Source organism: Nostoc cf. commune SO-36 (assembly GCF_023734775.1).
Taxonomy (GTDB): domain Bacteria; phylum Cyanobacteriota; class Cyanobacteriia; order Cyanobacteriales; family Nostocaceae; genus Nostoc; species Nostoc commune_A.
Genome location: NZ_AP025732.1, coordinates 6771034 through 6783437, shown reverse-complemented (window position 1 = coordinate 6783437; position 12404 = coordinate 6771034). Strand labels below are relative to the sequence as shown.

The 12404-nt window shown below is 41.4% G+C and carries 11 protein-coding genes and 2 pseudogenes; 4 read left to right on the top strand and 9 right to left on the bottom strand.

All coding sequences use genetic code 11. The features are described 5' to 3' along the window. Positions 1-143 precede the first annotated feature (143 nt). The 3 genes and pseudogenes from purN to ANSO36C_RS30520 all read left to right on the top strand — a co-directional run bounded on the left by purN (position 144) and on the right by ANSO36C_RS30520 (position 3580). Positions 144-829, top strand: a pseudogene (gene purN / locus ANSO36C_RS30530) (phosphoribosylglycinamide formyltransferase). 296 nt (positions 830-1125) lie between these two features. Then, positions 1126-2094: a DNA polymerase III subunit delta' gene (locus ANSO36C_RS30525; protein ID WP_251960484.1), complete on the top strand. Its 969-nt coding sequence runs from the start codon at positions 1126-1128 to the stop codon at positions 2092-2094. Positions 2095-2386: 292 nt separating this feature from the next. Continuing rightward, the gene (locus tag ANSO36C_RS30520) at positions 2387-3580 is read left to right on the top strand and encodes a Coenzyme F420 hydrogenase/dehydrogenase, beta subunit C-terminal domain (protein WP_251957810.1); all 1194 of its coding nucleotides are present in this window, start codon (positions 2387-2389) and stop codon (positions 3578-3580) included. Positions 3581-4022: 442 nt separating this feature from the next. Here the strand turns inward: ANSO36C_RS30520 and ANSO36C_RS30515 are convergent, their stop codons facing one another. Together ANSO36C_RS30515 and ANSO36C_RS30510 are read right to left on the bottom strand one after the other, a co-directional pair. Further along, complete coding sequence (locus ANSO36C_RS30515) at positions 4023-4235, bottom strand: CopG family transcriptional regulator (protein ID WP_251957809.1); 213 nt, start codon at positions 4233-4235, stop codon at positions 4023-4025. Positions 4236-4292: 57 nt separating this feature from the next. Beyond that, positions 4293-4967, bottom strand: coding sequence for a response regulator transcription factor (locus tag ANSO36C_RS30510; protein WP_251957808.1), 675 nt, complete (start codon positions 4965-4967; stop codon positions 4293-4295). Between the two features lie 542 nt (positions 4968-5509). On the opposite strand from ANSO36C_RS30510, the gene ANSO36C_RS30505 reads away from it, so the two are divergent. Beyond that, positions 5510-6013, top strand: a complete 504-nt coding sequence (locus ANSO36C_RS30505) for a DUF2808 domain-containing protein (protein WP_251957807.1) — start codon at positions 5510-5512, stop codon at positions 6011-6013. Between the two features lie 299 nt (positions 6014-6312). On the opposite strand, the gene ANSO36C_RS35350 is transcribed toward ANSO36C_RS30505, so the two are convergent. From ANSO36C_RS35350 to ANSO36C_RS30480, 7 genes and pseudogenes are all read right to left on the bottom strand, one after another. Further along, entirely contained in the window at positions 6313-6747 is a 435-nt protein-coding gene (locus ANSO36C_RS35350; RefSeq protein ID WP_458368247.1) for a sensor histidine kinase, read from the bottom strand. 122 nt (positions 6748-6869) lie between these two features. After that, positions 6870-7097 carry a hypothetical protein gene (locus ANSO36C_RS35345; RefSeq protein WP_458368246.1) on the bottom strand — a complete coding sequence of 76 codons (228 nt, stop codon included), beginning with the start codon at positions 7095-7097 and terminating at the stop codon, positions 6870-6872. A 34-nt stretch (positions 7098-7131) separates the two neighbouring features. After that, on the bottom strand, positions 7132-7722 hold the full coding sequence (locus ANSO36C_RS35340; RefSeq protein ID WP_458368245.1) for a hypothetical protein: 591 nt from the start codon (positions 7720-7722) through the stop codon (positions 7132-7134). 399 nt (positions 7723-8121) lie between these two features. After that, a pseudogene (locus tag ANSO36C_RS30495) lies at positions 8122-10129 on the bottom strand (amylo-alpha-1,6-glucosidase). Positions 10130-10383: 254 nt separating this feature from the next. After that, complete coding sequence (locus ANSO36C_RS30490) at positions 10384-11025, bottom strand: GNAT family N-acetyltransferase (RefSeq protein WP_251957806.1); 642 nt, start codon at positions 11023-11025, stop codon at positions 10384-10386. Positions 11026-11087: 62 nt separating this feature from the next. Continuing rightward, on the bottom strand, positions 11088-11900 hold the full coding sequence (locus ANSO36C_RS30485) for a PD-(D/E)XK nuclease family protein (protein ID WP_251957805.1): 813 nt from the start codon (positions 11898-11900) through the stop codon (positions 11088-11090). Positions 11901-12066: 166 nt separating this feature from the next. Next, a complete protein-coding gene (locus ANSO36C_RS30480) occupies positions 12067-12306 on the bottom strand; it encodes a hypothetical protein (protein WP_251957804.1) in 240 nt (79 codons plus the stop codon). Between the last annotated feature and the right edge of the window lie 98 nt (positions 12307-12404).

The following is a 12404-nucleotide window of genomic DNA, read 5'->3' as shown; positions in this document are numbered from 1 at the left end:
GCGGAAGTCAAAAGTTAACACTGAGTGACAATGCATCGGTTGACAATGCCAATGCGTCCCTTTGCATTAAACAAGCTACGTTTTTACTCAAAAGTTTACGTATTATATATTTTTGGCATCTATAATTTTTCTTCTTAGCTGTTATGACCCTCCGCCCTGATTCTACCCTGAGCTTGGTTTCTCCCAGTATTAGCGATGTTCGCCAACAAGTCGCCCCTTTAAAACTAGGAATTATGGCTTCTGGGAATGGCAGTAATTTTGATGTTGTTGCCCAAGCTATCCAAGATGGACAACTAAATGCCCAAATTCAAGTTTTAATTTACAATAACCCTTCGGCGAAAGCAGCCGTCAAAGCAGCTAATAGAGGTGTAGAAGCTGTTTTATTAAATCACCGCAACTATAAAATCCGAGAAGAGTTGGATGAAAAAATTGTGCAGACATTACGGCACTACGATGTAGAATGGGTGATTTTGGCAGGTTGGATGCGATTGTTAACATCAGTTTTCATCGATGCCTTTCCTGATAAAATTATCAATATCCATCCTAGTTTGTTACCTAGTTTCAAGGGAATCCATGCTGTAGAACAAGCCTTGGCATCTGGGGTAAAAATCACCGGTTGTACAGCGCATATAGCTTGTTTAGAAATGGATAGTGGCCCAATCTTGATGCAAGCCGCAGTACCAGTATGCCGGATGATACAGCAGAAACACTCCACGCCAGGATTCAAATTCAGGAACATCGAATTTTACCATTAGCGATCGCTCTGGCAGCTTCGTCAAAAAGCTACACTAAACCTAACGTAAAATGGCAATCATATCTTAATGTTTAATTGCATCTACTTACTTCGAGGGTGTAGCGTGTAGGAACCCCACGCCTAAATAGAGTGCAAGGCGCTATGGAGTGGCATTTTGGGATTGAGATAAAGACATCCCCGTTGCTTGTGCGATCGCGCAACTTGCACTGTTTGAACTCATCTCTCGAAATAAATCTAGAAGTCATTTCAACAGTGTTAAAATGTCTAATATAGGCATTTTGTAACTTCTAAGTTGTCTTTCTAGAAGATAGCAACTCTACTACATCAGTCCTCTATTTTCATCTTCTTTGTTTTGGCGAAGGTACTGAACTATTAACCCATTTGCACCAGTTGTAGGACAACAGCAAGCCATAGAATTACTCACTCAGGCTGTCAGACAAAACCGGGTTCCTCCAGCCTATCTATTTGTGGGGCCGGATGGTGTCGGCAGGAGTTTAGCGGCTAGGTGTTTTGTAGAATTGCTATTTTCCAATGGGATAGAAATCACTGCGCCTTTACAAAACCGTTTGCGTCAAGGCAACCACCCAGCTTTATTGTGGGTACAACCAACATACCAATACCAGGGACAACGATTAACAGCAGCAGAAGCAGCCGAAAAAGGACTCAAGCGTAAAGCACCACCTGTAATTCGACTAGAGCAAATTCGGGAAATTACCGAGTTTTTAGGTCGTCCGCCTTTGGAAGCGCCAAGGAATGTGGTAGTGCTAGAGGAAGCCCAAACAATGGCAGAAGCGGCAGCCAATGCTTTACTTAAAACCTTAGAAGAACCGGGACAGGCGACGTTAATTTTAATTGCACCTACACCTGAGTCTGTGTTGCCAACTTTGGTATCACGCTGTCAACGCATTCCTTTTTATCGCTTAGATGCACAGTCTTTGGCTGTTGTACTCACACAAACAGGTCATCAGGAAATTTTGCAAAATCAGGCAGTATTGAGCATAGCAGCTGGTAGTGCCGGAAGTGCGATCGCATCTTATGAGCAATTACAAGCTATTCCCCCTGAGTTACTCGAAGACTTGAAAAAAGCGCCTAAATCTTACCGTAACGCCTTAGAGTTAGCCAAAAAAATTGATAAGGATTTAGATACAGAAGCGCAACTGTGGTTAATTGATTATCTTCAGCAGTTTTACTGGCAGCAGTGGCATCAGCCTAGTATCATTAACCAACTAGAACAAGCTCGTAAACACTTGCTTGTTTACGCTCAACCACGGCTAGTTTGGGAATGTCTGCTTTTATCCGTGTATCAAAAATCAAATTCCATTTCCCAGACTCATCGCTGAGTGCGATCGCATATTATATTGTTTGTGACAAATAATCTCGAAATACACGCCTAACACAATGCCAGTTGCTACATTTTATTTTTACTTTATAAATAACCTCTCAGAACACTATTTCATTAATTCGTAGCTAGTTATTAGGCAAAACTCTGCGTTACTTTGCGTCACTCTGCGTTTAAAAATTTAAAACCAGTCAAAGCGTCTCCCGTATTTCCATCAAAATTTATATCGTCAAGTTCATAGCCAGTAAAGGTATTGTAATAAAAGCGATTCCTGGATAAAACAAAAAGTTTATATGACCTCAGTTTCTCCTCACAAAAAAGCCAGAGCCTTAAAATCTACCAGCCGCCGCCCTGCGAAAGAACTCTGTAGCGAATGCGGACTATGTGATACATACTATATTCATTATGTCAAGGAAGCCTGTGCTTTTATTAATCAGCAAATAGGCGAACTAGAAGTTGAAACCCACACGCGATCGCGCCATCTCGAAAACCCTGATGAACTCTACTTTGGTGTTCACCAAGACATGATGGCAGCGCGGAAACAACAGCCCATCGAAGGCGCACAATGGACAGGTATTGTTAGCAGCATCGCCATTGAAATGCTCAATCGCGGCTTAGTTGAAGGTGTCGTTTGCGTGCAAAACACCAAAGAAGACCGCTTTCAACCCATGCCCATCATCGCTCGTACTCCAGAAGAAATACTAGCAGCACGGGTAAATAAACCAACACTTTCCCCCAACCTTTCCGTATTGGAACAAATAGAAAAATCGGGAATGAAGCGGCTGTTGGTAATTGGTGTTGGTTGTCAAATTCAGGCATTACGAGCCGTAGAAAAACAACTTGGTTTAGAAAAGCTGTATGTTTTGGGTACGCCTTGCGTAGATAACGTTAACCGCGCCGGACTGCAAAAATTCTTAGAAACCACCAGCCGATCGCCTGACACAGTTGTGCATTACGAATTCATGCAAGACTTCCGGGTTCACTTCAAACATGAAGATGGCTCATCAGAAACAGTGCCTTTCTTTGGCTTGAAGACTAACCAACTCAAAGATGTCTTTGCCCCATCTTGTATGAGTTGCTTTGATTACGTCAACTCTCTAGCCGATTTAGTTGTTGGCTACATGGGCGCACCCTTTGGCTGGCAATGGATTGTAGTTAGAAATGACACTGGCAAGGAAATGCTGGATTTGGTCAAAGATCAATTAGACACTCAACCAGTGACATCTAAAGGCAACCGGAAAGAAGCCGTACAGCAAAGTATTCCCGCTTACGATAAAGGCGTTACCCTGCCGATGTGGGCAGCAAAACTCATGGGTGTGGTGATCGAAAAAATCGGCCCCAAGGGTTTGGAATATGCGCGATTTTCCATTGATTCTCACTTTACTCGGAATTATTTGTATGTAAAGCGAAATCATCCAGAGAAATTAGAAGCGCATGTTCCAGAGTTTGCCAAGCGTATTGTTGGGCAATATAAGTTACCAGAATAAAAATTGGGCATGGGGGATTGGGATTAGGGGAGAGGTGACAGGTGATAGGGAATAGGGAATAACCTGTAACCTGCATCCTATTCCCTTCTTTACTTTCCACCAGTTATAACTTAAGCGCTGCTTTGGTGGATGAACTAGTTTTTTTGTCAATACATTAAGCCTAGATTAAAAAGAATTGCTCTAATTCTCTCCCAATACGGTTCGGATAAGCAGGGGAGGCAGGGGAGGAAAGAGAATTATTAAACAATTTCATCTTCCCCTGCTTCTCTTCTCCCCCTGCTCCCCCTGCTCGCCTCAACAGATAACTTTGTTAACCGAACCGTATTGAATTCTCTCCTCCCTAAGTTGGGAATTAGAGCAAGCTTTTACCAAAGCATATTGTCTTCACTCCTATCTGTCGGCAAATCAGGGTAGCAGATTTCTGAGATATTCGAGTGGATAGTTAGTGTGATTTTGATCCACTGCCAACAGTTATTGTCGAGTCTGCTGTTCCCGTTTCAGAGTTTTCAGCATTTTCAACCTCAAGAGTTCGGAGCAATTCTCGAATGACATCTGTTGCTGGCCTTCCTGTCAGAACACAGTAGGATTCAAGTTTCTTCATTTCCTCGGTTGTGAGATTTACTGTCAGTCGTTTTACAGCCCATTTTTTCTTCATGATCGTCTTCTGTCTTTAACTATGTTGCTTTTTGTCGAAATCACTAAGTCATTACAATTACTCTCGCAGTGCATAGCCTACACCACGGACTGTATGAATCAAACGCTTTTCATTATTTTCTTCTAACTTGAGTCGCAAATAACGAATATAAACCTCAATAATATTAGAATCACCCATGAAATCGTAACCCCAAACTTTCTCTAAAATCTGGTCTCTTGTAAATACTTGACGGGGATGTGAAAGGAGATATTCTAATAAATCAAACTCTTTTGCTGTTAATTCAATACTTCGTTTTACCCGAAATACTTCACGCGTGCGGCGATTTAAGCTCAAATCTTCAAATTGCAATACATCTTCGTCTGTTTCTTGGGTGCGACGGAGATGAGCGCGAATTCTAGCTAGTAGTTCCTCAATGCTGAAGGGCTTAACTACATAATCATCGGCTCCTGCATCTAATCCTGCGACGCGATCGCTCACTTCGTCTTTTGCTGTCAACAAAATTACTGGTACTGTGCTACCTGTTGCTCGCAAACGGCGACAAATTTCTAAACCCGTCAAGCCTGGTAGCATCCAATCCAGAATTGCTAAATCTGGCGATGAGTCTCGCGCCAGGGTTAAACCAGCAATACCATCATGAGCTACGCTTACTTTGTATCCTTCGCTACTAAGTTCTAATTCGACAAATCTCGCCAGTTTAACTTCATCTTCTACCACAAGGATATGTGCTGTCATAAATTTGCTCCTAGAGCAGGTAATGTGAAAATAAACAGGAGCCAGGAGTCAGAATACAGGAGTCAGAATACTCCACCCATGAAGGGATGGAGTTTTAATTAGGAGAAATATTTTAATTCTTTTCGCCCACAAGGGGCAAGGTTTTAAACCAATATTCATCAACCACTCGTACAGAATTCATGCTGAATTCTGACCCCTGATTTCTGAATTCTTCTTATAAAAGTGCTAACGTAACCTGGTTTTGAAAGGATGGTAACTTTGCCTCCCATACCTTTTACCAGATGTTTCACAATCGATAAAACCAACTTGTCCAGATAGTCTCTGACTAGAGTTATAGTTTTTGCTGAGAAAACGGTAATTATATATATAATGTTTTTTCCTATCATCTTGTTAGCAAATATTTTATAAGAATATTATTTTTTAAATCTCAGAAGAATTTAATTTATGAATTAGCCTGTTCTCATCTTCATAGATGAATCTATTAATTATAGGTTCTTGCTCCATCTTGAGCCATTGATTCATCTCAAAGCGAGCATTTCATCATGAAAGTTTTATTGTTCGGTAGTTTATCTGCTTTAATACTCACTATGTCTGCTACGGCTTTAGCCACATCTGTAAAAGATCATCAGTCAAATTCGGATACACATATACTATCCCAAGTGAATTTCAACATTAACGTTCCTCATATTACGAATTCTGGCATCCGAAATGATACTCATTTTATCAGATTAGCTGTAAAGGGAATGTCTCTGCAAAACCTAACAATTTTTCTACCAAGTCAGATGGAACGCTTTAATGGAGTTCGGATTACAGATCAATCTGGTAAAGAAATTACAGCTAAGATGGAGATCAGTAAAGAACGTTTGTTAATTACCTTTGACCAACCTGTAGCTACTGGTGGTTCTTTAGAGGTGGAGCTAATAGGTGTGCGAAGAAACAGTTTAGGCGGGAATATACTGCTCTATGGAGTGAGCGGTCAAAGAGTTGGGTTGATGGGAGAAATCCCAATTGGAACAGCCAGAATTGATATTCCTGAGAAAGGTTAGAATTATCTGCGGTTTATGTGAGTTCGACAAGTCTTATTTGACCTCTCCGTGTCGGAGAGGAGAGCAAAAAGCTGAATTTTTCGTTGCTCCTCCCTTTCCAAAAACGGAAAAGGAGGCTGGGAGGAAGAGGTTCATCGAACTCACGTTACAGTTAGTGATATTTAGCTCTGGAAGATCCCCTCTTAATTCCCCTTTAAAAGGGGAGTCTCATTTTTTTATTAAAAAGAAGGATTAGGTTGGCTTAATTTCTTCTTTTTAAAGTCCTGTTAGGTTAGATAGAACTGCTATATGTAGGTAAACTAATTGTAAAACATACTCCCTTCCCCTAATTTGGATTGTACACTTACACTACCCCCCATACCTTCTACAAGTGTCTTGACAATAGATAAACCTAAACCACAACCTCCAGTGGTATGAGAGCGAGAGTCATCTACACGGTAAAATCTCTCAAATATCCGTGCTTGCTGCTGTAAAGGAATGCCATAACCTTGGTCACAAATTTGAATAATTGCTTTATCTTGAAGCTGATTTAACTTAAAAACTATGGGTGTGTCAGGTTCAGAATACTTGATAGCATTATCAATTAAATTTAATAATACTTGTTTTAGACGGCTGTAGTCTGCTTTGATCTCAATTGGATAAATTTTTGACTCGATTGTAATTGTGCGATCGCTATACTTTTCTGCCATTATTACAACTTCTTCAACCAAGTCATTCAGCACATAAGATTTCATTTGAAAGTATAAGTAACCACTATCTGCTCGTGCTAAATCAAGTAAATCTTGTAGTAATCTGATGGTGCGTTTCAGCTTCCGATGCCGCAGTTTCTAAAGCTTCTTGTTGGGTTTGGGTTAAGTTATTCTGTTTTCGCAAGACGCTTTGCAAATAACCATGTACAATTGTCCAATGGTGTGCGTAACTCGTGAGAAACATTACTCACAAATTCTCGTTCTTGTTTCCATGATTGCGAAAGACGTGATAACAACATGGTTAAGGTTTGAGCTAGTTCTTTAACTTCGCTGGGTGCATTATCAAGATATAGCTGTGCTTGTCCTAAATCTTCAGCCGAAATCACAGAAGTCATTTGATTTAGCTGGCGTAGAGGTTGTAGAGAATGTTTAATATAAAATGCGATCGGCAGCTGTTAAAACAACAATTGCCAAAACACTCATAATACTTAAACTCTGCACCATTACCACAAACATTTTCTGTTCGCGGGTAATATCCTTGACTACAAATAACTCACCCAGTAGCTTTCCCTTTACTTTCACAGAACTACCACATAAAACAAAGTAGCTTTGGTTCACTTTGTAAACTTGTGGTTTAATTGGCATCTTAGTGAGAGACATTAACTCATCTACCGTAGCGTTAGATAATAAATATAAAGTGGCAGACTTTACTAAAGTTTTATGATCAGGACTTTTTAGCCATAATAGTGTGTTAGTATTTGCCAAATTATTAATAGCCTTTTGCAGCCCAGTTTCAGGTTGCATCATTTCACTATAAATTTGCACATCTTGCGGCAAACGCTTGGCAATTTGTTCTATATTATATTTATGACTATCAACTAAAATCTGCTGCATTTTCCAACTAGTCCATGTAGCAAGACTACCTAATGCTAAGGCTGAAAATGAGGCGATACCAACAGTGAGGCGTGACTGTAAGGAAAATGGGTCTATATTTATCCAAACTTTTCTGGTTTGCTTCACTTTTCTGGTTGCACTTGATGTGTTTAATAAGGCTTTATCAATAAAACTAGATTATTAAATATAAATTTATTATCAATAGCTATATTTTTAGTTATAGCTTATTTTAACTTCCCTTTGTTGCATTTTTATTGTGAAAAGTGTAGCTATTTTGAAAAGATTGCGAGATATATTTATTTTATTGCTCTCTCATCTTTGCAAACTATCTCTAATAATAATTTAAATGCATTTACTATTAATTAAATTAATTTTTGCTGAGAATTATCTTAAAATTCTCATGTTTTCTGCTTTATCTTTTTCCTCCTGTTAGAGCGATCGCTCTTTTATCCTTCTAGACATTCCAAAGTGCGATCGCAGCATAACCATTAAACCGCTTTTTAAACCCTATAGTTATTCCCCGCATCAACTCTCGGTTGCCAACCAAGCGCGTAAAACCTCTGCCACAGTCCACGCCTGGGCAATACATCCTCGTGGAGTCATTGGAGCATCACCATCAAAAATTTCGCTGAGACTGCCAACGCCGTGTGCAGTGAGATGATTTGCCATTGGTTCTAAAAATTGACGAGCCTGCTCAGGATTTTTGTAGACGCGCAGGTGTGCTAAGACGAACGGCCCTAATAACCAACCCCAAACTGTCCCTTGGTGATAAGCTCCATCGCGTTGATACTGATTGCCACCGTATTTACCCTGGTATTGAGGATGGTCGGGCGCTAGCGATCGCAACCCATAAGAAGTCAGCAGCGATCGACCCACAAGCTTCCACCACACCCTTTTGCTGGGCAGGTGTAAGCGGACTTTCTGGTAATGAGACAGCAAATATTTGGTTAGGTCGCAACAACGCATCACCACCATCAGGACTATCTAAAACGTCATAGCAATAACCTGTCTCTTCATTCCAGAAGCGAGAAAATCTATACTTAGTCCGGTCTGCCATTGCTTCATATTCTTGGTGTGGTTTACCAAGGTGACGGGCAAACTTTGCCATTGCTCGTAAAGCATTATACCAAAGGGCATTAACTTCAATCGGTTTGCCAATTCGGGGCGTAACTACCCAATCGTCAACTTTGGCATCCATCCAGGTCAGTTGTACACCAGCTACGCCTGCATATAGTAAGCCATCGCCTGGATCGAGGTGGATGTTGTAGTGTGTACCGCGACAGTGCCAATCAATGATGTCTGCAAGTATGGGAAAGAGTTCAGCAAGTAAAGTATCATCGTCCGTAGCGCTGTAGTAGGCGCGGACGGCTTCAAAATACCAGAGAGTTGCATCGACTGTATTATATTCTGGTTGCTCACCTGCATCAGGAAAGCGATTAGGCAGCATTCCCCGGTCTACGTATCTGGCAAAGGTGCGAAGAATTGAGCGTGCTACTTCTGGGCGACCAGTGGAAATTGTCAAACCAGGTAGACTAATCATCGTGTCGCGTCCCCAGTCGCTAAACCAGTGATAACCAGCAATGATAGTTTTACCGTTCGGGTCTTCTGGCAATGAGCGATCGACAATAAACTGGTCAGCAGCTAGTACTAGATGGTTGATCCAGCTAGGTGATTCCTTAGTTTTGAGAGGTCGATTAGTTTTCCAAAGTCCTGTTAATTTCTGCTCTTGAGCGCGACGTAACTTTAGTGCAGCTTCACCATTGAGATTTGGCTGTTTTTCTGTGCTGGCTACCAAGGCAATCGCTTCCCCAGGATTCAGTGTAACTTCAAAAGTGGCAGCGTGGAGGTGGTCTTCTTTATCTCTCAATCCCCGATAGCGTTCAACTGCCAAGTCAAAGCCATAATACCAATTGTGGGCAACAGATGCACTGCCGCAATCGCTCACTATATAAAGTGGTGCAGCACCCGGATAAGCAGTTACACAAATTCCCTGTTCCACCTGCTCAACAGACATCTGCCAATCATTGCTTTGGGTGTCGCTGTGATAATCACGGTAATTGACCATTGCTTTGAGCGTCAACTTTAGCGGTTGGGTAGCGCGACGCAAAGTATATTGCACATAAGTTGTGTTAGCACCTTGTTGCATCCACACCCGTTTTTCTAATAGGGCATCAGCAACAGCAAAACGCCATAAGGGAATCGTACCTTCTAGAGAAAAACGTTCAATATGTTTATAACCGTGGGGATTAACAATACTGTCTGCCCAACGATTGGTGTCTAGAGAATAAGAGCGAGCCTCCTGCGGATGAGCTGCGCTAACGCCATACAATACAGTTTCATCTAGTTTTGTCAGCATTAAGGTACGACCCAGAGGTGGTTTCAATGCTGCTACCAGTAGTCCGTGATAGCGGCGGGTCAATAAACCAGCCACAGTCCCAGAGGCGTAACCACCAATGCCATTAGTAACTAACCACTCCCGCGATTCTGCAATGTCAAGATTGCCGCAGATTTCCCGCCCAAATTCTATAGACATAAGTTACGTCGCTTTGTTCTAAATTCAAAATTAACGATCGCCATCATGCTTTTCTCTCTGCGTTGCGCCAGTTGCTACCCTGCGGGTTCCGCGTTAGCGGTACAAGTCGGGGAACCCGCCCAACGCACTGGCTTCTCTCTGCCTCTGCGGTTTAAAAGTAATTTATTGAACCACAGAGGCGCAGAGAACACGGAGAAAAGAGGAATTATTGTCCAAAAATTTTACCCAGCTTGAAAGGGCTACTCTAGCTTTTATTAGATTGGGGATTGATCCTCAGTTATTAGAGATTCATTCGCTAGAGGGTTGAGGACTACTTCATTAGCAACACTATCAGGTTTACGGGCACGAATTGCTGGACGCGAGCGCTTGTAACCGGCTCTTTCAGCTTTTTGGTGTTCGTAATCAATTAATCTCCCATAATATTCGTGCTTGCTTAAATTCATCGACAAGAAAATATGCTGGCGAGTATTACCAAAACCTTTGCGGTTAAAAAACTTTAATGCTGAAGTATTGGTGGGGTCAGTATCTACCAACATAAACCGCGCCCCATCTTCAATCATCCGCGCAACGACTTTATCAACCAACTTGTCTGCTACTCCCCGACGCTGGAACTTCGGACTAACTCCTAGCCATAAAATATATCCATAAGTCCAAGATGCTTTGGTGATGATGGTTCCCAGAACAAATCCTGCTAATTCTCCATCTGTTTCAGCCACAAGACAATATTCTGGATCGGTGTTGTAAAGTCCAATCACTTCCCATTCGTCCCAAGTGCGGTATAAATAAGGGTATAAATCGCTGGTAAATAAGCCTTCTCCTAAGTGGTAAACGGGAGCAATGTCGTCAATCCCTAATTCGCGTACATAAATTGCTTCAGTTCCGTCAAAGCTTGACATAATTTTATATAAATTTAAAAGTTATAGCTTCTTTATCCCCGATTGGATTTTACAAACATCCTCTAATTTATAGTGTTAAGTGAGACTTCTTGAATGCTGTCAAAATTTGGCAATGAATCTTTCACTGTTTCTTCAATTGCTTGTGTGCGATCGCACCGTTTAGCAAACTGACAATAATCACAGGTTTTGCTACCCTCCCCAACTTGGGGAAACTGCTGGTTATTTTGGTAATTTTCCAGCCAATTAGTTAACTGACTTAACAGTTGATTAAGTTTTTTAGCTGTTTGTGTATGTTGAGCCATATTGTAATTAAACTTAATATTTTGGGGTTTCCCTTCAGATTGGACAAACCAATAAGTCATAGAAATCTTTTCTGGCAAATAGTCGCTAGTTTCTGCCAATACATGTAAATAAAGCCGTGTTTGCCAGTTGGATTCTAACTTGCGTTTGTTCGGTGGTTTAGGATAAGTTTTCCAGTCGAGAATTTGCGCTTGTTGATTATCTGCAATCAATAAATCATAGACAACCGTCAGCAAATAGTCTTGAAGTTGCAGAGTCCGGTAGTGTTCACTTTCACGGAAAGTTTGATTATCAGATGCAGCCGTTAAGATTTCTGGGGCTGCATCAGCAAAAGATAGCATCCAGCTTTGCAGTTGAGCATCTGCTTGCAGGAAACTATCAATTGGCAAACCCATTTCTCGCTGCTGCATTAGCAAGTGAAAGCGACTACCCAAAGTTAGCCGTTCTTCTTGTTCGGGATTTGAGGGAGAATTGAGTTTTTCTAGGTAGGTATGTTGAAATTTGCGCGGACAAGCTTCTAGTAAGTTTAGTTGTCCTTGAGAAAGTCGCAGTAGTTGAGTGGGAGTTGACAGCATTCTTCTATTTTAGAAGCAAATATAAATTTGGCTCATTCGCTTATATCCCCCGAATTCTATTCGGGGGTTTTACGCATCACGCCTCATAATCTCCAAATGAAAAGTTACGAAGCCTTTGGCTGAGTGAAGTTAGTCAAAGGCTATTTATTGAGCATCAGAATGAGCTTTAACTCCAGGACTCAACAATCATGGCGATCGCAAATAGACAGGCTAGGGAAATTGCTATCCTCACAACCCATAACCATAGACCTGCGGATAAAAGCAGCCCAACTATCATGTAAGCGCCAAAAGTATGAGACACAACAAAGGCTAATGCAACCCCCAGCAGTGCCAGCATAAAATACTTGAGTCCTTTACAAAACCACTCAAACAGCAGATTATCGTTGTCTTTAAAACTCGGTTTCATAGGTTTTCTCCTGTTTTAAAAGTTGAATCTAGGTAGCAAATAGCGCCCCACGACCACACTAAGGAAACAGCTAATGCCCACAACGTTGCTCCCACCAA

What these genes read in the sequence shown, in the direction of transcription:
- ANSO36C_RS30520 (WP_251957810.1), top strand. Translation starts at nt 2,387, where the DNA reads ATGACCTCAGTTTCTCCTCACAAAAAAGCCAGAGCCTTAAAATCTACC.
- ANSO36C_RS35350 (WP_458368247.1), bottom strand. Translation starts at nt 6,747, where the DNA reads ATGAAATCTTATGTGCTGAATGACTTGGTTGAAGAAGTTGTAATAATG.
- ANSO36C_RS30505 (WP_251957807.1), top strand. Translation starts at nt 5,510, where the DNA reads ATGAAAGTTTTATTGTTCGGTAGTTTATCTGCTTTAATACTCACTATG.
- ANSO36C_RS35345 (WP_458368246.1), bottom strand. Translation starts at nt 7,097, where the DNA reads ATGACTTCTGTGATTTCGGCTGAAGATTTAGGACAAGCACAGCTATAT.
- ANSO36C_RS30485 (WP_251957805.1), bottom strand. Translation starts at nt 11,900, where the DNA reads ATGCTGTCAACTCCCACTCAACTACTGCGACTTTCTCAAGGACAACTA.
- ANSO36C_RS30510 (WP_251957808.1), bottom strand. Translation starts at nt 4,967, where the DNA reads ATGACAGCACATATCCTTGTGGTAGAAGATGAAGTTAAACTGGCGAGA.
- ANSO36C_RS30490 (WP_251957806.1), bottom strand. Translation starts at nt 11,025, where the DNA reads ATGTCAAGCTTTGACGGAACTGAAGCAATTTATGTACGCGAATTAGGG.
- ANSO36C_RS30515 (WP_251957809.1), bottom strand. Translation starts at nt 4,235, where the DNA reads ATGAAGAAAAAATGGGCTGTAAAACGACTGACAGTAAATCTCACAACC.
- ANSO36C_RS30480 (WP_251957804.1), bottom strand. Translation starts at nt 12,306, where the DNA reads ATGAAACCGAGTTTTAAAGACAACGATAATCTGCTGTTTGAGTGGTTT.